The sequence below is a fragment of the Bradyrhizobium hipponense genome (assembly GCF_008123965.1).
GTDB lineage: Bacteria > Pseudomonadota > Alphaproteobacteria > Rhizobiales > Xanthobacteraceae > Bradyrhizobium > Bradyrhizobium hipponense.
Genome location: NZ_VSTH01000097.1, coordinates 1 through 25,000, shown reverse-complemented (window position 1 = coordinate 25,000; position 25,000 = coordinate 1). Strand labels below are relative to the sequence as shown.

Below are 25,000 nucleotides of genomic sequence, written 5' to 3'. Positions count from 1 at the left end.
CTATCACCCTCTGAGGCCCAGCTTTCCTGACTGGTTCCGATTGTCTTTGATGTATCACTGGCCTGGTCCGCGTTCGCTCGCCACTACTAACGGAGTCTCTGTTGATGTCCTTTCCTCCAGGTACTTAGATGTTTCAGTTCCCTGGGTTTGCTTGAAACCTCCTATGTATTCAGAAGTCTCATACCTTCTCTTGATAACCGGAAATCCAAAACCTCTTCGATCGAAATCTAAAGGCCTGGCTTCTTCCATTATCTGGTCGAACCCCACACCGATGTCTTTCGACAAAGGTCTTGGAGTTCCGGCTATCGAAGGTGGGTTTCCCCATTCGGAAATCCATGGATCAAAGCTTCTTCGCAGCTCCCCACGGCTTATCGCAGCGTAGCACGTCCTTCATCGCCTCTCAGCGCCAAGGCATCCACCGAACACCCTTAAGGCACTTGATTGCTCTCATTATCAATGTCCACACACTCGGCAGAATGTTGTCTGCACAATTGCCAGGAGACCGAAGTCTCTAAGACACGCGCCCTCGATGAACGCTATGTGCAGCCGGACATTGATTAGAAAGACCAGCTTGCTTCGTAAGATCGTTCCGATAGCGAGGCGGTCAAGCTTCGCTAAAAGGATCATTTACAACTCGCCCGTCTTTCAGACGCAGCCTTGTGAGCTACACTGAAAGGCGCGCAAGCGCCGAAATGATCCGGAGATAATGAAGTATCGCGCAACAATTGCTGCACGATCCAACTCGGATCGATCTCCTCTTTACGATGTCAGAAATCACGCAACTCACTGTCCATCCGGACTAGTGGGTGCGAAGTGATGTTTCGCGGACGACTTAAGGTGCACGATGCGCCGGTCAATCAAACCATCTGGTGGAGCCAGACGGGATCGAACCGACGACCTCATGCTTGCAAAGCACGCGCTCTCCCAGCTGAGCTATGGCCCCGTAACCAGAAGACGAATGCTCGCTCGATGAAAGTGGTGGGCCTGGGAAGACTTGAACTTCCGACCTCACGCTTATCAAGCGCGCGCTCTAACCAACTGAGCTACAAGCCCCTAACGCATATCCTTCAAGGACAGGGTCTTGCCCGCGTGCAGCACAGGGCGCAAGCGCCGAATGCAATCGCACAGCGCAGCCCTGGCGCGTGTTCGTCCGCGAAGAAAGAGAAACGTAGACGGCGAAATCCCGCCAATGGAGCTCAACGATCTGGCGATCTGTTGGCCCCTGATGTTTCTAAAACGATCCGATAGTGAGCCGAAGCTCGCTGAAGGATCATCCTTAGAAAGGAGGTGATCCAGCCGCAGGTTCCCCTACGGCTACCTTGTTACGACTTCACCCCAGTCGCTGACCCTACCGTGGCCGGCTGCCTCCCTTGCGGGTTAGCGCACCGTCTTCAGGTAAAACCAACTCCCATGGTGTGACGGGCGGTGTGTACAAGGCCCGGGAACGTATTCACCGTGGCGTGCTGATCCACGATTACTAGCGATTCCAACTTCATGGGCTCGAGTTGCAGAGCCCAATCCGAACTGAGACGGCTTTTTGAGATTTGCGAAGGGTTGCCCCTTAGCGTCCCATTGTCACCGCCATTGTAGCACGTGTGTAGCCCAGCCCGTAAGGGCCATGAGGACTTGACGTCATCCCCACCTTCCTCGCGGCTTATCACCGGCAGTCTCCTTAGAGTGCTCAACTAAATGGTAGCAACTAAGGACGGGGGTTGCGCTCGTTGCGGGACTTAACCCAACATCTCACGACACGAGCTGACGACAGCCATGCAGCACCTGTGTTCCAGGCTCCGAAGAGAAGGTCACATCTCTGCGACCGGTCCTGGACATGTCAAGGGCTGGTAAGGTTCTGCGCGTTGCGTCGAATTAAACCACATGCTCCACCGCTTGTGCGGGCCCCCGTCAATTCCTTTGAGTTTTAATCTTGCGACCGTACTCCCCAGGCGGAATGCTTAAAGCGTTAGCTGCGCCACTAGTGAGTAAACCCACTAACGGCTGGCATTCATCGTTTACGGCGTGGACTACCAGGGTATCTAATCCTGTTTGCTCCCCACGCTTTCGTGCCTCAGCGTCAGTACCGGGCCAGTGAGCCGCCTTCGCCACTGGTGTTCTTGCGAATATCTACGAATTTCACCTCTACACTCGCAGTTCCACTCACCTCTCCCGGACTCAAGATCTTCAGTATCAAAGGCAGTTCTGGAGTTGAGCTCCAGGATTTCACCCCTGACTTAAAAACCCGCCTACGCACCCTTTACGCCCAGTGATTCCGAGCAACGCTAGCCCCCTTCGTATTACCGCGGCTGCTGGCACGAAGTTAGCCGGGGCTTATTCTTGCGGTACCGTCATTATCTTCCCGCACAAAAGAGCTTTACAACCCTAGGGCCTTCATCACTCACGCGGCATGGCTGGATCAGGCTTGCGCCCATTGTCCAATATTCCCCACTGCTGCCTCCCGTAGGAGTTTGGGCCGTGTCTCAGTCCCAATGTGGCTGATCATCCTCTCAGACCAGCTACTGATCGTCGCCTTGGTAGGCCATTACCCTACCAACTAGCTAATCAGACGCGGGCCGATCTTTCGGCGATAAATCTTTCCCCGTAAGGGCTTATCCGGTATTAGCACAAGTTTCCCTGTGTTGTTCCGAACCAAAAGGTACGTTCCCACGCGTTACTCACCCGTCTGCCGCTGACGTATTGCTACGCCCGCTCGACTTGCATGTGTTAAGCCTGCCGCCAGCGTTCGCTCTGAGCCAGGATCAAACTCTCAAGTTGAACTTGAAACTTCGAACCGGCTGATCACAACGTTTGACGAGGTCCCACCATTTTTCATCGACCGAAGTCGACGAGCTGCCCGCGATTCACATCGCTGGCAACGATGGTGTAACCTTTGAAACGTGTACCGCCGAAGTCTTTCGTTCCCTCCCAGAACTCAAAAGCCGAAGCCTTCAAGTATTCCGAGAGGCGCAAGGACTCCGCCGTCCACGTTTCTCTTTCTTCATCTTCACTTGTCAAACAGCCCGGGACCAGGAGGCCCCAACCTTCCTTGGGAGGAAGGGTTCCGACACCCTTACCGACGATGAATGAACTCCAATCGACTTACGTCGACTGTTGTGTCACTCAACAAGGTGAGGAGCATCAGTGGCGCGTTCGCTCGCCTTGGTCAGTGACCCGGCGGCGCCGCGCTCAGTGGTCGGGTTATAGGCCCCCTCGCTCGGGATTGTCAACGGCCATTGTCAACAAATCGTCGCACGGCGGATTGTTAGAAATATTCGCATGTTTCCAGACGGTTAGCGATGTCGTGAGCGGGCAGGTCGATGCGGCGCCGTGAAAAAACTCAAAAAAAGTTTGCGCTCCAGGGGGCTCCGGAGCCGGCCTACGGTGCCCCTCTGAGGAGCGCCCCGGCGCCGGGCCGTTCAGGAAACTTTTTCCATATTAGGCGCCGTACTTGAGCCACATTCCCGCGGCGTTCTGGTACAGACAAGCATGAATCGCAGGGATGCCAGTGGGGGCTGCCGGCGGTTTTCATGGGGTCCGAGGAAGGCGACCTTAGCGATGAAGCGGCCTTCTTCAGACATTCGAGAGACATCGAGAGACCTTCACCTGCCTAGCTGTTCGTAAATTCGGCCAGGCCCCGTCGGGGCTTTCTGAGCACGGACGGCTGCGCGGCTTGCGCTTTCCCCGCGATCCCCCGTTGAGAGGGCGACCAGGGCAAAGCGCAAAACGAGGTTTTTGGGTCGTTGATTTGGGGGACTTCGGTTGAACCACAGGACGTCGCGCGGCGGTTATGGGCGTGAAACCGGGATCATCGATCTCGGCCACGAGCCGCCGCTGTCCGTCGATGGTTCGGAAGCCGCCGTGATCGATCGCCGCCGCGTTTCGGTGCAATGGTTCAGCGGGACAATTCTGACCGGACTGTGCGGCGCAGCCCTGATCGGCGGCGCCGTTTTCGCGTCTCTCGACGGCGAGATGACCTTTGCCAAGGTGCCGGAGCGGGTCGAAGGCGCGCTGCGCGGCGCATTCGGCGCAGCTGACCGCGCCGCGACGCTGCACAAGAGCGACCGCTTGCCGCCGCCGAGCGAATCCACCGCCTCGCGCAACATCGTGCGCGTCTCCACCGTCGCCCGCGTCGGCAACCGCGACGTGATGCGGGTGCGCCCGTTCGTCCGGATCGCCGGCAATCTGTCGATGACGACGAGTGATCTGTCGGCCAAGATTCCACCGTTCAACGCCCAGCGCCTGCTCACCGACGTCGGCTCCGATCCCAAGACCGCGGCCGACGATCCCAACAATCCCGAAGCCGTCGAACCCGACGCCGAGGTCTCCTTCGTCACCAAGGACCTGTCGCCGGTGCTGCCGAAGGCCAAGATTTCCGCGGTGGTGGCGCTCGACGATATCCTGATGCGGGTGCGCGATGCCGCCAACTGGCGCGGCAATGGCGGCGTCCGCTACGCCTCGCTCGCCAGCGCCGCCGCCGACGTCTCCGGCGCGACCGGGGCCTCCGACATCAGAAGCGCCTACGCCGCCGAAGTGTCACCGTCCGACCCCTATGCCGGCTTCGAGACGCGCGTGGTGCCGGAGAACGTCACGCTGCTGCCCAAGACCAAGGAGCAGATCACCGGCGGCAATCCCAATGGCGAGCGCGTCCATGTCGTCAAGAAGGGCGACAACGTCGCCGCCGTGCTGCGCGATCTCGGCGCCACATCCGAGGAAATCAAGGCGATCACGTCGACGCTGGGCCCGCGCGGCCGCGATGGCGGCCTGAAGGAAGGCGAAAAGCTCCGCATCCTGATGGCGCCCGCAAGCCCCGGCGCACGGCTGCAGCCCTACCGCGTCGTCGTCGCCAACGAGACCATGGTCGAGGCGGTCGCGGCGCTGTCCGATCTCGGCAAATACGTCGCAGTCGACGTCTCCAGCATGAACACCGTCACGGACACCGCGGCCAACGCCAACAGCGATGACGATGATGAGGACGACGGCACCGGCGTGCGGCTGTATCAGAGCATCTACGAGACCGCGATGCGCAACAAGGTGCCGATGCCGGTCATCGACGACATGATCAAGATCTACTCCTACGACGTCGATTTCCAGCGCAAGGTGCAGCCGGGCGATTCCTTCGACGTGTTCTACGCCGGCGAGGACGAGGGCGTAACCGCGACGGAAAAGAACGACGTGTTGTTCGCCTCGCTGACGGTCGGCGGCGAGACCAAGAAGTACTACCGCTTCCAGAGTCCCGATGACGGGGTCGTCGACTACTATGACGAGAGCGGCAAGAGCGCGAAGAAATTCCTGGTCCGCAAACCCGTCAACAGCGCCATCATGCGCTCCGGCTTCGGCGGCCGCCGCCACCCGATCCTGGGCTATGTGAAGATGCACACCGGCGTCGACTGGGCGACGGCCTACGGCACCCCGATCTTCGCCGCCGGCAACGGCTTGATCGAGAAGGCCCAGCTCGAAGGCGGCTACGGCAAGTACATCCGCATCAAGCACAACAACGGCTACGAGACCGCTTACGGCCATTTGTCGGCCTTCGCCAAGGGCATGGAGTCCGGCAAGAAGGTGCGGCAGGGACAGGTGATCGGCTTTGTCGGCTCGACCGGCCAGTCGACAGGGCCACACGTCCACTACGAGATCCTGGTCAACGGCCGCTTTGTCGATCCGATGCGCGTGAAACTGCCGCGCGGTCGCTCGCTGGAAGGTCCGATGCTGGCAGGCTTCGAGAAGGAGCGCGACCGGCTCGACGGCATGATGAGCGGCCGCGGCGGCGCCATCGCCCGCATGTCGGATGCGACGGGCGGGCCGCTGCAGGTGACGAACCGGTAGCCCGGCCCCGCTTGCAGATGATCGGCGGCCGCGCGCGGCGGCAGGCTCATCGCCTCGCATTCAATTTTCGCATTCAATTTTCTTGGAACCCTTGGGAACCCGGCGGGCGGCAGTCCGGTTGGTTTGCCATAAGGGCAGGGCTGAATGGAGCATGCCATGGAGAATTGGACGAACGCAAAACTGTGCGACGTCGCAAACCTGGTCCTCGGCGCATTCCTGTTCTTTTCGCCGTGGATGTTTGGTTTCGACGCCGGAGCGGCTTCCCAAAACGCGTATATCGCGGGCATCGTGATCGCAATTTTGGCCATCGCGGCGCTTGCCGCTTTCGCAGTATGGGAAGAGTGGCTGAACCTGATCGTCGGCCTGTGGACGCTCATCGCGCCTTGGGTGCTTGGGTTCCAGGGTGCCAAGACGGCGATGACAATCCACGTGGTGGTCGGCATCGCGGTTGCTGCGCTGGCCGCGATCGAGCTCTGGCTCATGTCCCAGAACCCGCCGCGGCTGACCACGGGCCGTTGAGATCTCGAGCCTGAAATCTCACCACGGTAGCGCCCCCTCCGCCCGTCGCGGTGGGGGGCGCTATCGAGCCAGGGAGAGTGCCATGACACGCCTGACGCGCGAGGACGTCAGCAAGGCGATCAGCGGGGCCGACGACGTCACCATCGCCCAGATCATCGGAACCGGAGCAACGGTCGACGAACTCGCCGAAGCCCAGGCATGGCTCGCCAATGACGAGCCCATGATCAACGAGCTGAGACCGTTGGCCCAGGGCCGCGTGCGTGAGCTGGTGGACATCCTCTCGGAGCTCGAGGAGGAGGCCGAGGACGAGGCGCCCGCTTCCGGCTCCGCGTCCGCAACCGGTTAAACAAGCCAACCGACCTGACACAACAATTCGCCCCGGAGAAGAGGCCTCTCCGGGGCGGTCTGTGGCTGGCGGCGAGCGCCAGCGCTCAGTTCAGCTTGCGCTTCGTCACCGGCGCCTCGAACTGGGCGATCTCCGCGGTCTGCGGCGCTTCGCCGTTGAAGGTCAGCACGTTGCCTTCGGACGAGATCGCAACCGTGTCGCCATCCCTGACATCGCCGGCCAGAATCATCTCGGCGAGCGGATCCTGGAGATAGCGCTGGATCACACGCTTCAGCGGCCTGGCGCCGTAGGCGGGATCCCAGCCCTTGGCGGCGAGCCAGTCGCGCGCAGCCGTATCGAGCGTCAGCACGATCTTGCGGTCGGTGAGGAGCTTCTCGAGCCGGCCGAACTGGATCTCGACGATCCGGCCCATCTCGCTCTTCTGCAGGCGGTGGAACAGGATGATCTCGTCGACGCGGTTCAGGAACTCGGGACGGAAATGCGCCCGCACCATTCCCATCACCTGGTCGCGCACGGCTGAGGTGTCTTCGCCTTCCGGTTGATTCACCAGAAACTCCGAACCGAGGTTCGAGGTCATGATGATCAGCGTATTGCGGAAATCGACGGTACGGCCTTGGCCGTCGGTCAGGCGGCCGTCGTCGAGCACCTGCAACAGCACGTTGAACACGTCCGGATGCGCCTTCTCGATCTCGTCGAACAACACGACCTGATAAGGCCGGCGCCGCACCGCTTCGGTGAGCGCGCCGCCCTCGTCATAGCCGACATAGCCCGGAGGCGCGCCGATCAGACGCGAGACCGAGTGCTTCTCCATGTATTCAGACATGTCGAGGCGGACCATCGCGGTCTCGTCGTTGAAGAGATACTCCGCCAAAGCTTTGGTCAGCTCGGTCTTGCCGACGCCGGTGGGGCCCAAGAACATGAACGAGCCGGTCGGCCGGTTCGGGTCCTGCAGCCCTGCGCGCGAGCGGCGCACGGCGGTCGCGACCGCATGTACGGCCTCGGCCTGGCCGACGACGCGCCGTCCGAGCTGGTCCTCCATCTTGAGCAGCTTTTCCTTCTCGCCCTCGAGCATCTTGTCGACGGGCACGCCGGTCCAGCGCGAGACCACCTGCGCGATGTGGTTGGCGGTGACCGCCTCCTCCATCATCTCGCCGGAGTTCTGTGTTGTATTCTCCCTGGCTTCGATATCTGCGAGCTGCTTCTCGAGTTCGGGAATCCGACCATAGGCCAGCTCGCCGGCGCGCTGGAATTCGCCCCGCCGCTGCGCGTTGGCAAGTTCGACGCGCAGGGCGTCGAGTTCGGCCTTCAGCTTCTGGGCATTGGAGAGCTTGTTCTTCTCCGCGCTCCAGCGCGACGTCAGCGCCGCAGATTTCTCCTCAAGATCGGCAAGCTCCTTCTCGAGCGCTTCGAGACGGGTCTTGGAACCGAGATCGGTTTCCTTCTTCAGCGCCTCCTGCTCGATCTTGAGCCGGATGATCTCACGGTCCAGCGAATCCAGCTCTTCCGGCTTGGAATCGACCTGCATCTTCAGCCGCGCAGCGGCCTCATCCATGAGATCGATCGCCTTGTCGGGGAGGAAACGGTCGGTGATGTAGCGGTTGGACAGCGTCGCCGACGCCACCAGCGCCGAATCGCTGATCCGCACGCCGTGGTGCTGCTCGTACTTGTCCTTCAATCCACGCAGAATCGAGATGGTGTCCTCGACCGAGGGCTCGTTGACGAAGATCGGCTGGAAGCGCCGCGCCAGCGCCGCATCCTTCTCGACATGCTTCTGGTACTCGTCCAGCGTGGTGGCGCCGATGCAGTGCAGCTCACCACGCGCCAGTGCCGGCTTGAGCAGGTTGGACGCATCCATCGCGCCGTCAGCCTTGCCGGCGCCGATCAGCGTGTGCATCTCGTCGATGAACAGGACGAAGCTGCCCGCGTGCGAGGTCACTTCCTGGAGAACGGCTTTCAGCCGCTCTTCGAACTCGCCGCGATATTTGGCGCCGGCGATCAGCGCGCCAAGATCGAGCACGAGCAGGCGCTTGTCTTTCAGGCTTTCCGGCACGTCGCCGTTGACGATGCGTAGCGCCAGGCCCTCGACGATGGCGGTCTTGCCAACGCCGGGCTCGCCGATCAGCACGGGATTGTTCTTGGTCCGGCGCGACAGCACCTGAATGGTGCGGCGGATCTCCTCGTCGCGGCCGATGACCGGGTCGAGCTTGCCGTCGCGGGCGGCCTGGGTCAGGTCGCGGGCATATTTCTTCAGCGCATCATAGGCATTTTCGGCCGTCGCACTGTCCGCGGTGCGGCCCTTGCGCAGCGCCTCGATCGCGGCGTTGAGATTTTGCGGGGTGACGCCGCCCTTGGCCAGGATCGCACCGGCCTCGCTGTTTTTCTCCAGCGCAAGGCCGAGCAGCAGCCGCTCGACAGTGACAAAGCTATCGCCGGCCTTCTCGCCGGCCCTTTCAGCGGCGTCGAAAGTGCGGGCGAGCTCGGGCGCCAGATAGATCTGTCCGGCACCGCCACCACTGACCTTCGGCACCTTGTTCAGGCCCCCCTCGGTCGCCTTCAGAATTGCACGGGAATTGCCGCCGGCACGGTCGATCAGACCGGCAGCCAGCCCCTCATTGTCGTCCAGCAGGACTTTCAGGAGGTGCAGGGTCGAAAACTGCTGGTGTCCCTCGCGCATCGCGAGCGACTGCGCGGACTGGATGAAGCCCCTGGAGCGTTCGGTATACTTCTCGATGTTCATATCTATTCTTTCCCTCGGCCTACCCCTGGAGCCCCAAAGGCACTCCAAACGGCATCTTCATTGGGTTCTCCGCTGGCCGCATTGAGCTTTCTCAAGGGACAACGGTCGTTATCAGCCAGCGCTGGCGCCGGCCTGACCCAGATGTGGGAAGCGGGCCTTGGGATCGAAAGAGGCGACTTCACAATTTCGTGCGCGGTATTTCTCAGGCTGAAACGGCCTGCTTGGCGCAGCCCGGCCGAATCCCTTAAGTAGCACCATGACACGCAGCATGACCGCCGAGATCACCGGCCTCTACCGCTACCCGATCAAGGGCCTGACACCGGAGCCCCTGCCCCGCGTCCCTTTGCGGGTCGGCCAGACCCTGCCCGCGGACCGTCGCTATGCTATCGAGAACGGTCCGAGCGGGTTCGATCCCGCCGCGCCGGCGTGGATGCCGAAGACCCAATTTTTGATGCTGATGCGCAATGAGCGGCTGGCCGCCCTCGACAGCCGCTTCGAGGACGCGACCAACCTGCTGACCATCCGCAAGGACGGCAAGGTGGTCGCCAGCGGCGATCTGGAGACGGCAGCCGGCCGCGCTGCCATCGAGGCCTACTTCACCGAGAATTTTCAGCCCGAGCTTCGGGGCCCGCCGAAGGTCCTGTCCGGCCGCGACCACAGCTTTTCCGACGTCGCCCGCAAGGTCGTCTCGATCATCAATCTCGGCAGCGTCCGCGCCATCGAGACCATGCTCGGCGGGGTCGCCGTCCATCCCCTGCGCTTCCGCGCCAACCTCTACGTCCAGGGCTGGCCGGCCTGGTCAGAACTCGACCTCGTCGGCCAGACGCTCGCGATCGGTGCAGCCCGCCTCAAGGTGGTCAAGCGTATCGTTCGCTGCGCGGCCACCAATGTCGATCCGAACACCGCAAAGCGCGATCTCGAAATCCCGCCCACGCTCTCGCGCGGCCTCGGCCACATGGACTGCGGCATCTATGCCGAGGTGATCGCCGACGGCGACATCGGCATTGGCGATCAGGTCGCGGTGGAACAGCCAAAGCTGGTGTGACGGGACGCGGGTTCAACACACTCCGTCATTGCGAGGAGCGAAGCGACGAAGCAATCCAGACTGCCACCGCGGGAAGATTCTGGATCGCTTCGCTTCGCTCGCAACGACGGACGTTAGTTCGGCATCACATACGCATAGATCCGGCCGCGCGAGACCGGGGCCTCGCGGACGCGATTGCCGTTGTTGCCGGAGATCATGATCGGATTGCCCTGCGCGTCGATGCCGGTGATGATACCGACATGGCCGCCCCGGCCGCCGCGCGACATCACCGCGATGGCGCCGACCTGCGGACCGGAGACACGCGTGCCGTAACGTGCGAACGAATTCGCCATGTCGGAGCCGGTGCCGCGATGGCCGGTGTGCTCCAGCACCATGTTCATGAAGCGCGCGCACCACAGGCTGCCACGGCCGGTCGGATTGCCGCCGACATAGCGGCGCGCCTCGGACACGAGGCCCGATCCGCCACCGAAGCCGCCGCTCATCGCCATTCCACCGCTGCCGCTCGTGATCTTCCCACCGCTGCCGCTCGTGATCTTCCCACCGCTGCCGCTCATGGCCATGCCGCCGCTATTGGCGTTCGGATCATAGCTGGCCCGCGTGTTGGCGAACCCGCTCGCCTGCAATTGCGCCGCGCTGCGCTCGAAGCGCGAGCCGCGTGCATGATGCCGGTAATGATGGTGCCTGCTGGCGTGATGCACGTAAGCGTGCCGCTCTGCGCTATGACGATGAGGCCGTGCTGACGCCTGAGATGTGAATGCGGCCACTGCCGCGAAGAAGAGCGCCAGCGCGACAACACAACGCGACAGGCGAGACGCAAACAACTCGAACATTCTTCATCCTTGGTTGACACCCCCAATTCCCATCGGCCCGTGCCATGGCCGACATCCGTCAGGCCGTTAAGCCGCTCGATGTGGCGAGAAAAAGACACGATTCGACAGCGGTAAATTCACCTTCCGGGAATTGCTGCGATGATTTTGTGTCGATGCTGGTCTGATGCTGCCGCATTGCGGACAACAGAATTAACTGCGATCCTCGACGCGCGGCTTGAACAGAGGGAAACAGTTAATGCCTCACGCCACGACCAGGGACGACGTCCGCATCTATTTCGAAGAAGCGGGTCAGGGAACGCCGATTATTTTTCTGCATGAGTTCGCGGCGGACCACACCAATTGGGAGCCGCAGATGCGATACTTTTCGCGTGGCCACCGTTGCATTACTTACTCGGCACGCGGGTACACGCCGTCGGATGTGCCGACGGGTGAGGTCTACACCTACACACATTTCTACACCGACGCGCTCGCGGTGCTCGATCATCTCAAGATCGATCGCGCGCATCTCGTCGGACTCTCGATGGGCGCGTACTCATCATTGCAGATTGGCCTGAACGCACCGGAGCGGGCGCTGTCGATGACGCTCGCCGGCGTCGGCTCCGGCTCGGAGATCGATAACCTCGACGCCTGGCGCAAGCAGTGCCGCGCCAATGCCGAGCAGTTCGAGACGCTCGGCTCCGCCGAAGTGGCAAAGGTCACGCGCGAGGCGCCGAGCCGGATTCCCTTCATGATCAAGGACCCGCGCGGTCACGCGGATTTCTACGCGGCGCTGGCCCGGCACGATGCCAAGGGATCAGCCAACACCATGCGCGGCTTCCAGGGCGGCCGTCCCTCGATCTACACGATGATGGATGCGATCGAGAAGGCGTCCACGCCCGCGCTGATCATCTGCGGCGACGAGGACGACCCATGCGTCGGGCCGAGCCTGTTCCTGAAGAAGCATTTGCCCGCGGCGGGACTCGCGATGTTCCCGAAATCCGGCCACGTGCTCAATCTAGAAGAGCCCGCGCTGTTCAACCAGACGGTGGAGCGGTTCGTCGCGCTGGTGGAAGCGGGGCGGTGGCCGGTGCGGGATCCGCGGTCGATGGCGGCTGGTTAGCAGAAGCCGTCCGCGCTGTCAGCTCCTCATCCTGAGGAGCGCGCTCTTGCGCGCGTCTCGAAGGACGGAGGCCCCGCCGGTGGCCTCGCCCTTCGAGACGCCGCTACGCGGCTCCTCAGGGTGAGGGTCTTCTGGATTGCTTCGCTTCGCTCGCAATGACGCGAAACTCGCAATGACGAGAGGCTATTTCCCGCCGCCGCGCGTCAGCAGAAACACGCCCTGCTCGCCGAACAGATTCCACACCCACCACGGCATCCTCAGCCGCAGCGGGCGGCCGTAGAGGTCGAGCGCCTCGGCGCGCTCCATCTTGACGTGGATGGCATCGCAGAGCTCGACGAAATCCTTGATGGTGCAGAAGTGGATGTTGGCGGTGTCGTACCAGCTTGCCGGCAGATTCTCGGTGCGCGGCATGTGGCCGCCGACCAGGAGCTGAAGCCGCATCTTCCAGAAGCCGAAATTCGGGAACGACACGATGGCGCGGCGGCCGATGCGCAAGAGGTTCTCCAGCACGACCCTGGGCTGCCGCGTCGCCTGAAGGGTCTGCGACAGGATCACGTAGTCGAAGGCATCGTCCGGATAATTGACGAGATCGGTATCGGCATCGCCCTGCACCACCGCGAGGCCCTTGGCGACGCAGCGGTTGACGCCCTCGCGCGACAGCTCGATGCCACGCCCGTCGATGCCGCGGGTCTCCAGAAGCTGAAGCAGATCGCCGTCGCCGCAGCCGACGTCGAGCACTTTCGAGCCAGGCTTGACCATTCCGGCGACCAGCAGATGATCGGCGCGAAACTGGTCGGACCGTTCAGGCGCAAGGCCGCCCAGCGGCAGCACTTCCTGTACAGACATCGCTAGCCGTCCCTGGTCGTGAGCCCGCGCGCCTTGCCCGCCGATTGCAGGAAGGCGCGGGAGATGTCGAAGAATTCGGGCACGTCGAGCAGAAAGGCGTCATGACCGCGATCGGTTTCGATCTCGGCAAACGACACCCGCGCACTTGACGCATTCAGCGCATGCACCAGCGCGCGCGATTCCGAAGTCGGGAACAGCCAGTCGCTGGTGAACGAGACCACGCAGAAGCGGGTCTGGATGCCGGCGAACGCTTTCGCCAGCACGCCGCCATGGTCGGCAGCGATGTCGAAATAGTCCATCGCACGCGTCAGATAGAGATAGCTGTTGGCATCGAAGCGCTCGACGAAGGACGAGCCTTGGTAGCGCAAATAGCTCTCGACCTGGAAATCGGCGTCGAACGAGAAGGTCGGCAGCTCGCGGTCCTGCATGCGCCGCCCGAACTTGCGATGCAGGGCCGCGTCCGAGAGATAGGTGATGTGCGCCGCCATGCGCGCTACAGCGAGCCCACGATGTGGATGGATTCCGTGATCGGCATAACCGCCACTGTGCCAGTCGGGATCGGCCATCACGGCCTGGCGGCCAAGCTCGTGAAACGCGATGTTCTGTGCCGAGTGCCGCGTCGAGCAGGCGATCGCCAGCGCGGAGTATACGCGGCCCGGATACGCCGCGGTCCATTGCAGCACCTGCATGCCGCCCATCGAGCCACCAACCACCGCGAACAGCGTGTCGATGCCGAGGCGATCAATCAGCATGGCCTGCGCCCGCACCATGTCGGGAATGGTGATGACCGGGAAATCCAACCCCCACACCTTTCCGGTCGCGGGATTGATCGAGGCGGGCCCGGTCGAGCCCATACAGCCACCGATCACGTTGGTGCAGATGATGAAGTACTGGCTGGGATCAATCGGACGGCCGGGGCCCACCAGGGTCTCCCACCATCCGGGCTTGCCGGTGACGGGGTGCACATTGGCAACGTGCTGGTCGCCGGTGAGCGCATGGCAGATCAAAACGGCGTTGGAGCGCGCGGCGTTGAGCTCGCCATAGGTCTGGTAGGCGATCTGGAACGGGGTGAGATCGATGCCGCAATCGAGCCGCAGCGGCTGATCGGCCCCGAAATGCGCGACCGGCGAACTCGGATGATCCACCTCATGCGACCGTTCGTCGGCACTGATCGCGGGACTGGGAATCGACTTGACGGCAACCATCTCAGACCATCGTCCTGGTTTGCGATCAGGCTCTTGACCGCCACTGACTTCAGGCCATGAAAAACCCGGCCTGAACGATAGGTTCGGCCGGGATCGAAAACGTCCCCGGCCTGTTTAGCGAGTTTTTTAACGTGGCTGCAAGCCGGCCGGCTCAAATGACCACGGAACAGCCAAATCCTACCGGCTTGAGCTGTTTTCGTCAAGCGAAGGTCCGAATCAGCCTAATTCATCCCAGCAATGTCAGCCGAGAACAGCGCCATTTCTCTTTGCTTTCGGCCTCCATCCTGCCTAATCAGGACGTCGATCGCAGCGGCTCCGGCTTGACCAAACCGCATTGAAACGCCTCTCAGCAGCACGTCACAGATATGCCCCAACGTCCGCCCGCACCACCATCGTTGCAGGAATTGCGCAAGGAGATCGATGCGATCGACGAGGGCATGCATCGCCTCCTGATGCAGCGTGGCGACATCATCGACCGCCTGATCCAGGTAAAGCAGACCCAGGAGGTCGGCTCGGCCTTCCGCCCGGCCCGCGAGGCCGCCATGATGCGTGACCTCGTGCAGCGTCATCGCGGTATCCTGCCGCTCGACACGGTCGAGAGCATCTGGCGCGTCATCATCTCCACGTTCACCTATGTGCAGGCGCCGTTCTCGGTGCATGCCGACATCGCGGTGAGCGAGCCTGCGATGCGCGATTCCGCGCGCTTCCATTTCGGCTTCACGGTGCCCTATGTCGCGCATTTCAGCGCGCAGGCCGCGGTCGAGGCGGTGGCCAAATCCAAGGGCGATCTGGCGCTGGTCTCGGCCACATCGAGCCGTACGCCGTGGTGGCTGTCGCTGGAAGCGGCTGGCATGCCGAAGATCATCGCGCGGCTGCCCTTCGTCGAGCGCGCCGATCATCCGGCAGCGCTGCCCGTGTTCGTGGTCTCGCGCGTGGCCGACAGCGCCATGGTGACCGAGGTCGAGACCTTCAGCGTGCGCGTGTCGGGATGGAACGCCGACGTCGCGCGGGCGCTGTCGCCGCTCGCCGAGATCGTCGCCGTGCCCGATACCGCCTTCGACGGCGCGGCCCTGCTGATCTCGGTCACGGCCGCGAGCAGCCTCGACAAAATCAAGACTGCCTTGATCGAAGCGGGAGCCTCGGTGCGCTCCACGGCCCTCGTCGGCAGCCACGCAACGCGCTATACGGTGCCCCCGACCGGGTCGAAATCGTAAGTCACGAGCCGCCTGCCATTTCCGGAGTTGATGATGTCCCGCCCCGTGCCGAATCCCGGCATTCTCGATATTGCGCCCTACACGCCCGGCAAGAGCCCGGTGCCGGAGCCGGGCCGCAAGGTGTTCAAGCTCTCCGCCAACGAGACCCCGTTCGGGCCCTCGCCCAAGGCGATCGAGGCCTTCAAGCACGTGGCTGATCATCTGGAAGACTATCCGGAAGGCACCTCGCGCGTGCTCCGCGAAGCGATCGGCCGCAGCTTCGGGCTCGATCCCAACCGCATCATCTGCGGCGCCGGCTCGGACGAGATCCTCAATCTGCTCGCCCACACCTATCTCAGCCAGGGTGACGAGGCGATCTCCACCACCCACGGCTTCCTGGTCTATCCGATCGCGACCATGGCGGTCGGTGCCAAAAACGTCGTCGCCGCCGAGACCAACCTCACCGCCGACGTCGACGCGATCCTGAAAGCCGTGACGCCGCGCACCAAGCTGGTCTGGCTCGCCAACCCCAACAACCCGACCGGCACCTATCTGCCGTTCGACGAGGTCAAGCGCCTGCGCGCCGGCCTGCCCTCGCACGTCCTGCTGGTGCTGGACGCCGCCTATTCCGATTACGTCTCGCGCAACGATTACGAGATGGGGATCGAGCTGGTCGCCACCACCGACAACACCGTGGTGACGCACACCTTCTCCAAGATCCACGGCCTCGCGGCGCTGCGCGTCGGCTGGATGTTCGGGCCCGAGCACGTCATCGACGCGGTCAACCGCATCCGCGGCCCCTTCAACGTGTCGACGCCGGCGATGTATGCCGCGGTCGCCGCGATCGAGGACACCGCGCACCAGGCGATGTCGAAGCAGTTCACCGAGACCTGGCGCAACTGGCTCAGCGAGGAGATCAGCAAGCTCGGGCTCAAGGTGACGCCGGGCGTCGCCAATTTCATCCTGATCCACTTCCCGGCCGACAAGGGCAAGACCGCTGACGACGCCGATGCCTTCCTCACCAAGCGGGGCCTGGTGCTGCGCGGCCTGAAGAACTACGGCCTGCCGCACGCTCTGCGCATGACCATCGGCACCGAGGAGGCCAACCGCCTGGTCGCCGCGGCCTTGCGCGACTTCATGGCCGGCAAATGAACGCGCTTCCGCACTTCCAGCGCGTCGCGCTGATCGGCTTTGGCCTGATCGGCGGCTCGATCGCACGCGCTGCGAAGCTCCAGGGCCTGGCCGGCGAGATCGTCACCACCGCGCGCTCGGAGCAGACCCGCGCGCGGGTGCTCGAGCTCGGCATCGTCGACCAGGTGGTGGCGACCAATGCTGAGGCCGTGAAGGACGCCGATCTCGTTATCCTCTGCATTCCCGTCGGTGCCTGCGGGCCGGTGGCGCAGGAGATATCAGCGGATCTCAAACCTGGCGCGATCATCTCCGACGTCGGCTCGGTCAAGGGCGCAATCGTCAGGGACATGGCGCCGCACCTGCCGCAAGGGATTCATTTCGTGCCGGCGCACCCCGTCGCAGGCACCGAGCATTCGGGTCCGGATTCCGGCTTCGCCGAGCTCTTTATCAACCGCTGGTGCATTCTCACCCCCCCGGCAGGCACGGATACTGCCGCCGTCGAGCGGCTGCGCGCGTTCTGGGCCGCGATGGGCGCCAAGGTCGAGATCATGACGCCGGATCATCATGATCTCGTGCTCGCGATCACCAGCCATCTGCCGCATCTGATCGCCTACACCATCGTCGGCACTGCCGATGAGCTGGCGCAGGTGACGGAGTCCGAGGTGATCAAGTTTTCCGCCGGCGGCTTTCGCGATTTCACCCGCATCGCGGCGTCCGATCCGACGATGTGGCGCGACGTCTTCCTCGCCAACAAGGAGGCCGTGCTAGAGATGCTCGGCACCTTCACCGAGGATCTGGCCAAGCTGACGCGCGCGATCCGCCGCGGCGACGGCGAGGCGCTGTTCGACCACTTCACCCGCACCCGCGCCATCCGCCGCGGCATCGTCGAGATTGGCCAGGATTCGGCTGCACCGGACTTCGGCCGGCCGCACGCGGCGTTGAAGAAGCCGTAGGCCTTACCTGTCATTCCGGGGCGCCCGAAGGGCGCGCCCGGAATCCATCGAGCCGCAGCGCCCAGAGCGAAATGGATTCCGGGCTCGGTGCTCCGCATCGCCCCGGAATGACAACGCGCGAGCTGGCGTGCGTCGTTAATACAGCGGCGGGATCTGGCCGACCTTGACCGGGCCGAGCAGCACGGCACCATCGACGAACTTCAGCGGGAAGCTCCTCGCCTTCTTGCCCTCAAGCGTGCTCTCGGTGCCGATCGAATTGATGCCGGCGGCAACGCCGGCATTGGCGTTTTGCTTGATGACCTTGCCGAGGCCGGGAACGGCGCGGTCGAGCGCGCCGAACAGGCTATTCAGATCCTGCGACTTCACACCGGGAGCGACGCGATCGAGCGTCGATTGCGGCACGCCCTCCTCCAGCATCTTCTCGATGCCGAGCGCCGGAATCACGCGCTCGAGGCCCGCCACCGTCATCTGCAATTCGCCGTCGAGACGGCCGTCGGCCGAGAGGGCGAGCGTGCCGGCCGCGACCGCGATCATCTCGCCCTGCTGGATCCGCGACTGCACGATCTCGATATGGCCGCCCGCCGCCTGGATCTCGCGGAAGCGCTGCGGCCACGGCTTTGGCGTGAGGTCGGTGAGCCCGGTGATCTTCGCGCGCGTGTCGGCCTCGAACGGCTCGGCGAGCAGCGGATGCACGCCCTGGATGCTGCCCTGCGCGGTGTGGAGCACGGCCTCGATGACCGGATGATCGGACGGCGATCCATCCGCGAGGCGCCCATGCAGCTCGATCTGCTTTGCGCGCGCGAGCGGCACCTGCACGCCGCCGTCGAGACGATTGAGGGCGGGATCGTCGAACACGATGGAGGCGCGCTCCGGCACGGCCGGCAGGCCGACTACGCTGCTGCGGCCCTTGCTCCAGTTCACCACGAAGGTGTTTTGCGTGACGCCGTCGGTCAGGGTTGCCGGCGCCGAGAATTCGGCGATGACGCGCTTGGGGTCGTAGACCTGGGCGACGACGAGGATGTTGTCTAGCTTGGCCGTGAACGGCGTCTTGCTCGCGCTCTGCGACACCAGGGCGACGCTGGCGCCGGAGCACTGCACCTCGAAGCGGAACGGAAAGCCGGCGATCGAGCGCTTGGCGCAATCATAGATGCGGCCGGACTTGGCCTCCTGCGCGCGCCAGGCATCGGCGGCCACCTGCGCCTGCGAGGCGGCATAGAACCAGAAGCCGCTCCACGCGACTGCAAGGATCAGGAGGAGAACGGGTGCGATGAAAAGGCCCCAACGGGGGCGGCGGCCTGCGGCTGCGGTCATATCGGACATGCGGCGACCCTTTGACCCCAGATGATGGCAAATGTAAGCGAGGATGGGCTGCGACGAAAGGCGGAGAATTCACTTCGCTTGGGGGCGCGGTTCTGGTAGCCGTGCCCGAAATGTCGGAAATCCCCCTCCCCTCCGTCACGTCAGCCAAAGGCGACTTCTGGGTGTTCGGCTACGGCTCCCTGATGTGGCGGCCGGGCTTCGAATTCGAGGAGCGTGTGCCGGCACGGCTGGTCGGCGAGCACCGCGCGCTCTGCGTCTATTCCTTCGTGCACCGCGGCACGCCGGAGAAGCCGGGCCTGGTGCTGGGGCTCGACCGCGGCGGCGCCTGCCGCGGCATCGCGTTCCGCGTCGCCGAGAACAACCGCGCCGACGTGGTCGCCTACTTGCGGGCGCGCGAGCAGGTGACGTCGGTCTATCGCGAGGTGATGCGCTCGGTGTGGCTGGAGAACGATGCGCGGCAGCGCGTATCCGCACTCGCCTATGTCGTCGACCGCGGTCACGTGCAATACGCCGGCCGGCTGTCGCTGGCCGAACAGCACCGCCACGTGCTTCAGGGCCACGGCCAATCCGGCGCCAACCGCGATTACGTGACGGCAACGGTCAAGGCCATCGAGGCCGAAGGTTTTCGCGATGCGCAGCTGCATCAACTCGCGACGATGCTGCATGGCGACGCGCATTCGCTGCACGCGACGGCTCCGCTCGAAGATCGCGAAAATCGTTAGCCGCCGGAGGCCACGTAGCTCGGCGCGGAGCCGATCAACCGCTCCTGTTCCTTCCGTCCCGCCTCGACGATGCGGCCGGTCGCGTCCTCGATCACGTCGCGCACGCGCGCGATGAATTCATCCTTGGGCAGGCCCGGCGGCAGCGGATCGAGAAACTCCACCACCAGCGTGCCGGGGTAGCGCATGAAGGTGCGGCGCGGCCAGAACAGGCCGGAGTTGAGCGCGACCGGCAGGCATTGCACGCCGCAGGCGGAATAGATCTGGGCAAAGCCGGTCTTGTAGTCCGGCGGCGCACCGGGCGGCCGGCGCGTGCCTTCGGGAAAGATCAGGAGCTGGCGGCCGCTGCGGACCGCGGCGCGCGCCCGCCGCGTCATGTCAAGCAGCGCCTTGACGCCGGCGCTGCGGTTGATCGCGATCATCTCGATCTTGCGCAGGAACTGGCCGAAGACCGGGATATGCATGAGCTGGCGCTTGAGGATGAAGATCGGGCGATCGAAAAAGGGCATCAACGCAAAGGTCTCCCAGAACGACTGGTGCTTTGCGACCACCAGCAGCGGACCTTCCGGGATCTTCTCGGCGCCGCGGACCTCCACCTTGATGTTACAGATCACGCGCATCAGGAAAATGCTCGCCTTCGCCCACCATCCCGCGACCGTCAGCAGCGCTCGGGCCGGCATCAGGAAGGTCGGCAGCGCTACGATCGCCAAGCCCACCAGCACGGCATAGAACAGAACGTTGAACACCAGCGAACGCAGGAAAATCAGCAACATCAGCAATCCGATCAATTGGCCTGTGCGGTGGCAGGCCGCTTCGGCTGCGTGCCCGCAGGCTGCTCCGATAGTTCGGGCGAAAGGTCAATCCCGAAATCCTCCAGCCGCACCCTGACCTCCGCGGCGAGGTACTTGACATATTCCGACAGCAGCAACCGCAGCGTCGAAGCCGAGGTCCACCAAGGCTCCTCGCGCCATTTGTCGCCGACCACCGCGAACGGGATCAGTGCCGTCTGCGGCATCGCATGCGAGAATTCCGCGAGCGCGCGCGGCATGTGATAGTTCGAGGTGACCACGATCAGCGATTTGAAGCCGCGCCCCTCGGCCCAGCGCCGCGCCTCCGCTGCGTTGCCGCGAGTCGAAACCGCGCTGCGGTCGAGATCGACGCAGCAATGCATGAAGGACTGGTTCTCCGGCAGGGTGCGGGAGATGTCGCTCGCCCTAGAAGTCGGGTGCACGCCCGAAATCAGAAGCCGCCTGCCGTAGCCGGAAGCCAGTAATTCCATCGCGTCCGACACCCGTGACGAACCGCCAGTCAGCACCACAATGCCGTCCGCCCTGCGATCCGGCGCGAGCTCGGCGCCGCGCAATTGCGACAGGAACGCGACGAATCCGGCGGCCGCGCCGACGAAGGCGAACGCGATCGTCGACACGACGGCTGCGCGCAGCCAGCCGCGCGGCAGGTTCGGCGATTGATCGTCGGTCGGCGCGGTCATGCGATGTCGGTGATCCCTTTCCCAGATGATTTTAGGACGTTTTTAGGCGAAGTGGAGTCCGGTTTATTGGGCTAATCAACGCGATGAAACAGTCGAGCCGCGCGCTCGATTCCCTCTCCCCCTGTGGGCTAAGCTGTGCACACATCTTATGACTGACCAGCGGCATCGATGAGAATCACGAGTCTTTTCAATGCCCGCTGACCGACTGACATCAAGGCCGTTTCAAAACCGGGGGTCATCTAAGTCCCTGTTCTTGAGTCAGTTTTCGAGACGTGTGCACGCCTTAGCCCCCTGTGGGAGAGGGTGGCCCGCCGCGCAAGCGGCGAGACGGGTGAGGGGTCCCTCTCTCCGCAAGTAAAGCTCGCAGTGATCTCGGGGATAGAACCCCTCATCCGGCGCTTCGCGCCACCTTCTCCCACAAGGGGAGAAGGAAGAACAACGATCTCAATCCACATCATTCAACGTCGCGAACAGCGTCTGGCGCGAGGCGACGGCCGTAACGGCGCCGATCAGCACCGCCTGCACGGCGAGCACGATGTAGCCGGAGGGGCGCAGCGAGAAGGTGCCCAGCAGCGCCGCGAACTGATCGCCGACGGGAGTGCCGGAAAACCATCCTGCGATCGACTCGGAGAAACCGAACACCAGCATGGCGGCGCCGCCGCCGATCACGCCGCCTTCGAGGCCCAGGCGGAGGAAATGCCGCAGGAAGCGGTTGGCGATGTAGCGGTCGCCGGCGCCGACGAAGTGCAGGACCTCGACGATCGGGCGGTTCGCCGCCATCGCGCCACGGGTTGCGAACGACACCGAGATAATGGTCGCGACGATGACGAGAGCGAGGATGCCGAGACCAGCGAGCACGGTCGCGTTGGTCATCGAGCGCATGCGCTCGATCCAGGCGCGGTGATCGTCGACGCTCGCGCTTGGAGCCACCTGTGTCACGCGGCTGCGCAAGGCGCCGAGATCGAGCGGGGTGCCGGGCTGGACCCGCGCGATGATCAAACGCGGGACCGGCAGGTCGTCCATCGACAGGCCGGTGCCGAGCCAGGGCTCGAGCAGCTTGCCGCTCTCATCCTTGGTGAAGGGCTTGACCTCGACGATGCCGGCTTGCGCGCGCATCGCCTCCGTGACCGCTGCGGTGTCGCGCTCGAGGTCGCGTCCGGCCTGCGGGCGGACCTGGATCGTGATCTCGCTTGCGACATCGGACTGCCATTCCGCGGCCGAGGCGCTGACCAGCAGCACCGTGCCCGTGGTCATCGAAGCAAGGAAAGTCATGATCGCGACGACGGCTACCAGCGCGCGGCCGTGAATCGAGGCGCGCGGCACGATCGGCGACATGTTGCGCGCCCTGGCCGGAAGCTGCGGACGCTCTTGTCCGAGATCGACCAGCACGCCGCGTTCGTCGGTCCTACTCATAGATGTGCAGCCGTCCCTGGTGCAGCACGAAGCGGCGCGCCTCATACTGGTCCATCAGGGCGATGTCGTGGGTCGCGATAATGACGGCAGTGCCGGACTTGTTGAGTTCGATGAAGAGCCGCAGCAATCTCCGGCCGAGCGTCGGATCGACGCTGCCGGTCGGCTCGTCCGCGAGCAGGAGCTGCGGCCGCGAGATCACCGCGCGCGCGATCGCGGCGCGCTGCTTCTCGCCGCCGGACAGGATCGGCGGCAGCGCATCCATGCGCTCGCCGAGGCCGACCCAGCGCAAGAGATCAATGACCTCCTTGCGGTAGCTCGACTCGCTCCGTCCCATGACGCGGAACGGCAGCGCGACGTTCTCATAGGTCGTCATGTGGTCGAGCAAGCGAAAATCCTGGAGGACGATGCCGATACGCTTGCGCAGATCGGCAATCTCGTCCTTGCCGAGCTGCGAGATGTCGTGGCCGAACAGATTGACCAGACCGCGGGTCGGCCGATGCGATAGAAACAATAGGCGCAGCAATGACGTCTTGCCGGCCCCCGACGGGCCGGTGAGGAACTGGAAGGAATGCGGTGGGATCTGGAAATTGAGATCGCGCAGAATCTCCGGCCCCAGACCGTAACGCAATCCAACATTTTCGAACCGAACCAAGCTCAGCTCCGTTCGAGAGGGGGGCGGACCGCCGGCCACGACGGGCGCTCCGCCAGACGCGGTCAACGGTTTTTGCGACCGTTATGGTTTCCGGTTCGTTAACGGTCGCCTTGTAGCATCCCTGCTAGCGTCCCCGGTGCCCGGTTTCGCGCGACCGGTCATCGCCAGGATTGACCCAAGACTCGTCCATGCATCAAGGCTCGTCCATGCATATCGTCTGCCCTCATTGTACGACATCCTACGCCATCAAGCTTGCGAGCCTCGGCGCAAACGGGCGTACCGTCCGCTGCTCCCGCTGCAAGGAGACCTGGATGGCGTATCCGGAGGATGCCATTGAGGAGGCGTCCGTCCCGGCCATGGCCGCGGCCAGCCGGACCGACGACCAGGCCGACCTCGCCGAGCAGTGGAACTCCTACGCCAAGGACGACGGTGCAGGCGAGACCCCGGTGGTCGATAGCCCCTCGATCGCCAGCGATTGGCCGACCGAGGACGCCGGGGAAACCGAGGACGACTGGGCGGCGGCGGCCCGCGCTGTCGAGGAGGAAGACAGCGCCGACGCGCAGCACCAGTCATGGTTCCGTGGCCTGTTCCCCCGCCGCGGCGCGCAGGTCAGCCGGAAGGCCGCGACCAGTGCCCCGCGAAAACCCCATTTCGGCCTGCCGACCGCCTGCGCGGCCATGGGCGCTCTGGTGCTGGCTCTGGTGATCTGGCGCGGCGACATGGTGCGGCTGCTGCCGCAGACGGCGGCGTTCTACAAGATGGTCGGGTTCGACGTGAACCTGCGCGGGCTGGCCTTCAAGGACGTCAAACTCTCGAGCGAGACCGTGGACGGTAAGCAGGTGCTGGTGATTGAGGGCGTGATCGTCGGCGAAGGCAAGAAGGCGCTCGATATCCCGCGCTTGCGCTTTGCGGTGCGCGATGCGCAAGGCGCCGAAATCTATGCCTGGAATACGGTGCTGGAACAGACCGTACTCCGGCCGGGCGAACGCGCCTTCTTCAGGTCGCGCCTGGCCTCGCCGCCCCCGGAGGGCCGCAATATCGACGTTCGTTTCTTCAACCGGCGCGACATTGCCGGCGGCAGCGTATAATCGGCCCACCCGGGAGGTTGGTCCCATGCCCAAAGTCTTGATCGCCGACGACGAGGAATCCATGCGCACGCTGGTCGCGCGCGCTATCGCCATGGACGGTCATGAAACGGCCACCGCGCAGGACGGCGCCGAGGCGCTGGAGATCCTGACCCGCGAGGACGGTGCGTTCGACCTGCTGCTCACCGATATCCAGATGCCGGTCATGGACGGCATCGCGCTGGCGCTCTCCGCCGCACGCGACTTCCCCAACCTGACCATCCTGCTGATGACCGGCTATGCCGACCAGCGCGAGCGTGCATCGAACCTGAATGCGCTGGTGCATGACGTCGTGACCAAGCCGTTCTCGGTCGCCGACATCCGCACGGCGGTAGCGGATGCGCTGGCGGCAAAGAAGGCGTAGCGGACGCTGGCCGTGCGGCGCAATTGTCGTCCGGCATAGACGGTGTCGTCCCGGCCTAGTGCGCAATTGCGCACGGGGGGCCGGGACCCATGCCGCGAGGTCTATCTTTTAGGAATCGATAAAAGTACCGGGCGACCAGTCTTCGCCAAACCACTCGCTATGGTAATGGGTCCTGGCTTTCGCCCATTGGCGCTAAAA

Annotated in this window: 20 protein-coding genes, 2 tRNA genes, 2 rRNA genes and 1 riboswitch (1 of these 25 cut by a window edge); of the genes, 11 read left to right on the top strand and 13 right to left on the bottom strand. The window is 63.7% G+C overall.

Going from position 1 to position 25,000, the window contains the following annotated elements; translation table 11 throughout:
• The 4 genes from FXV83_RS26765 to FXV83_RS26750 form a co-directional block, all read right to left on the bottom strand.
• Nucleotides 1-443, bottom strand: a 23S ribosomal RNA gene (locus FXV83_RS26765) (it extends 2,430 nt beyond the left edge of the window).
• A 424-nt stretch (nt 444-867) separates the two neighbouring features.
• Nucleotides 868-943, bottom strand: a tRNA-Ala gene (locus FXV83_RS26760).
• A 33-nt stretch (nt 944-976) separates the two neighbouring features.
• Nucleotides 977-1,053: transfer RNA gene (locus FXV83_RS26755), tRNA-Ile, on the bottom strand.
• A gap of 227 nt (nt 1,054-1,280) precedes the next feature.
• A 16S ribosomal RNA gene (locus FXV83_RS26750) occupies nt 1,281-2,769 on the bottom strand.
• The 16S and 23S rRNA genes sit together here with 2 tRNA genes alongside, the layout of an rRNA operon.
• A 984-nt stretch (nt 2,770-3,753) precedes the next feature.
• Between FXV83_RS26750 and FXV83_RS26745 the strand changes: the two genes are divergently transcribed.
• The 3 genes from FXV83_RS26745 (at nt 3,754) to FXV83_RS26735 (ending at nt 6,682) form a co-directional block, all read left to right on the top strand.
• Complete coding sequence (locus FXV83_RS26745; RefSeq protein WP_148742579.1) at nt 3,754-5,817, top strand: M23 family metallopeptidase; 2,064 nt, start codon at nt 3,754-3,756, stop codon at nt 5,815-5,817.
• A gap of 156 nt (nt 5,818-5,973) precedes the next feature.
• A complete protein-coding gene (locus tag FXV83_RS26740) occupies nt 5,974-6,336 on the top strand; it encodes an SPW repeat protein (RefSeq protein WP_148742578.1) in 363 nt (120 codons plus the stop codon).
• Between the two features lie 82 nt (nt 6,337-6,418).
• The gene (locus FXV83_RS26735; protein ID WP_148742577.1) at nt 6,419-6,682 is read left to right on the top strand and encodes a hypothetical protein; all 264 of its coding nucleotides are present in this window, start codon (nt 6,419-6,421) and stop codon (nt 6,680-6,682) included.
• Between the two features lie 85 nt (nt 6,683-6,767).
• Here the strand turns inward: FXV83_RS26735 and clpB are convergent, their stop codons facing one another.
• On the bottom strand, nt 6,768-9,419 hold the full coding sequence (gene clpB / locus FXV83_RS26730; RefSeq protein WP_148742576.1) for an ATP-dependent chaperone ClpB: 2,652 nt from the start codon (nt 9,417-9,419) through the stop codon (nt 6,768-6,770).
• 256 nt (nt 9,420-9,675) lie between these two features.
• Here clpB and FXV83_RS26725 point away from each other — a divergent pair, with 256 nt between their 5' ends.
• Complete coding sequence (locus FXV83_RS26725) at nt 9,676-10,464, top strand: MOSC domain-containing protein (protein ID WP_148742575.1); 789 nt, start codon at nt 9,676-9,678, stop codon at nt 10,462-10,464.
• A gap of 113 nt (nt 10,465-10,577) precedes the next feature.
• Here FXV83_RS26725 and FXV83_RS26720 read toward each other — a convergent pair whose 3' ends face one another.
• The gene (locus FXV83_RS26720) at nt 10,578-11,294 is read right to left on the bottom strand and encodes an NlpC/P60 family protein (RefSeq protein ID WP_148742574.1); all 717 of its coding nucleotides are present in this window, start codon (nt 11,292-11,294) and stop codon (nt 10,578-10,580) included.
• A gap of 235 nt (nt 11,295-11,529) precedes the next feature.
• On the opposite strand from FXV83_RS26720, the gene FXV83_RS26715 reads away from it, so the two are divergent.
• Nucleotides 11,530-12,393, top strand: a complete 864-nt coding sequence (locus tag FXV83_RS26715; RefSeq protein ID WP_148742573.1) for an alpha/beta fold hydrolase — start codon at nt 11,530-11,532, stop codon at nt 12,391-12,393.
• A gap of 183 nt (nt 12,394-12,576) precedes the next feature.
• On the opposite strand, the gene metW is transcribed toward FXV83_RS26715, so the two are convergent.
• Nucleotides 12,577-13,239: a methionine biosynthesis protein MetW gene (metW, locus tag FXV83_RS26710; RefSeq protein ID WP_148742572.1), complete on the bottom strand. Its 663-nt coding sequence runs from the start codon at nt 13,237-13,239 to the stop codon at nt 12,577-12,579.
• A 2-nt stretch (nt 13,240-13,241) separates the two neighbouring features.
• The gene (metX, locus tag FXV83_RS26705) at nt 13,242-14,444 is read right to left on the bottom strand and encodes a homoserine O-acetyltransferase MetX (RefSeq protein WP_148742571.1); all 1,203 of its coding nucleotides are present in this window, start codon (nt 14,442-14,444) and stop codon (nt 13,242-13,244) included.
• 93 nt (nt 14,445-14,537) lie between these two features.
• Nucleotides 14,538-14,617: riboswitch (SAM riboswitch) on the bottom strand.
• Nucleotides 14,618-14,809: 192 nt separating this feature from the next.
• On the opposite strand from metX, the gene FXV83_RS26700 reads away from it, so the two are divergent.
• Genes FXV83_RS26700 through FXV83_RS26690 form a run of 3 tightly spaced genes read left to right on the top strand, consistent with a single transcriptional unit; the run spans nt 14,810 to nt 17,721 of the window.
• Nucleotides 14,810-15,658 (top strand): chorismate mutase, encoded by an 849-nt coding sequence (locus FXV83_RS26700; protein ID WP_148742570.1) that lies wholly within the window; start codon nt 14,810-14,812, stop codon nt 15,656-15,658.
• 33 nt (nt 15,659-15,691) lie between these two features.
• Nucleotides 15,692-16,789, top strand: coding sequence for a histidinol-phosphate transaminase (hisC, locus tag FXV83_RS26695; RefSeq protein WP_148742569.1), 1,098 nt, complete (start codon nt 15,692-15,694; stop codon nt 16,787-16,789).
• A complete protein-coding gene (locus tag FXV83_RS26690) occupies nt 16,786-17,721 on the top strand; it encodes a prephenate/arogenate dehydrogenase family protein (protein ID WP_148742568.1) in 936 nt (311 codons plus the stop codon). The genes hisC and FXV83_RS26690 overlap by 4 nt, the downstream gene beginning before the upstream one ends.
• Before the next feature lie 135 nt (nt 17,722-17,856).
• Here FXV83_RS26690 and FXV83_RS26685 read toward each other — a convergent pair whose 3' ends face one another.
• The gene (locus FXV83_RS26685) at nt 17,857-19,041 is read right to left on the bottom strand and encodes a DUF2125 domain-containing protein (RefSeq protein ID WP_148742567.1); all 1,185 of its coding nucleotides are present in this window, start codon (nt 19,039-19,041) and stop codon (nt 17,857-17,859) included.
• Between the two features lie 110 nt (nt 19,042-19,151).
• Here FXV83_RS26685 and FXV83_RS26680 point away from each other — a divergent pair, with 110 nt between their 5' ends.
• Nucleotides 19,152-19,763 carry a gamma-glutamylcyclotransferase gene (locus FXV83_RS26680; protein ID WP_187436177.1) on the top strand — a complete coding sequence of 204 codons (612 nt, stop codon included), beginning with the start codon at nt 19,152-19,154 and terminating at the stop codon, nt 19,761-19,763.
• On the opposite strand, the gene FXV83_RS26675 is transcribed toward FXV83_RS26680, so the two are convergent.
• The 4 genes from FXV83_RS26675 to ftsE form a co-directional block, all read right to left on the bottom strand.
• The gene (locus FXV83_RS26675; protein WP_148742565.1) at nt 19,760-20,533 is read right to left on the bottom strand and encodes a lysophospholipid acyltransferase family protein; all 774 of its coding nucleotides are present in this window, start codon (nt 20,531-20,533) and stop codon (nt 19,760-19,762) included. The two genes, FXV83_RS26680 and FXV83_RS26675, sit on opposite strands and share 4 nt — an antisense overlap.
• A gap of 11 nt (nt 20,534-20,544) precedes the next feature.
• Nucleotides 20,545-21,249: a YdcF family protein gene (locus FXV83_RS26670; protein WP_148742564.1), complete on the bottom strand. Its 705-nt coding sequence runs from the start codon at nt 21,247-21,249 to the stop codon at nt 20,545-20,547.
• A 444-nt stretch (nt 21,250-21,693) separates the two neighbouring features.
• The gene (locus FXV83_RS26665; protein WP_148742563.1) at nt 21,694-22,662 is read right to left on the bottom strand and encodes a cell division protein FtsX; all 969 of its coding nucleotides are present in this window, start codon (nt 22,660-22,662) and stop codon (nt 21,694-21,696) included.
• Nucleotides 22,655-23,314: a cell division ATP-binding protein FtsE gene (gene ftsE, locus FXV83_RS26660; protein ID WP_148742562.1), complete on the bottom strand. Its 660-nt coding sequence runs from the start codon at nt 23,312-23,314 to the stop codon at nt 22,655-22,657. Before ftsE ends, FXV83_RS26665 begins: the two co-directional genes overlap by 8 nt.
• Nucleotides 23,315-23,520: 206 nt before the next feature.
• On the opposite strand from ftsE, the gene FXV83_RS26655 reads away from it, so the two are divergent.
• Both FXV83_RS26655 and FXV83_RS26650 read left to right on the top strand, forming a co-directional pair.
• On the top strand, nt 23,521-24,402 hold the full coding sequence (locus FXV83_RS26655) for an MJ0042-type zinc finger domain-containing protein (RefSeq protein WP_187436176.1): 882 nt from the start codon (nt 23,521-23,523) through the stop codon (nt 24,400-24,402).
• A 25-nt stretch (nt 24,403-24,427) separates the two neighbouring features.
• A complete protein-coding gene (locus FXV83_RS26650) occupies nt 24,428-24,802 on the top strand; it encodes a response regulator (protein WP_148742560.1) in 375 nt (124 codons plus the stop codon).
• The last annotated feature ends 198 nt before the right edge of the window (nt 24,803-25,000 follow it).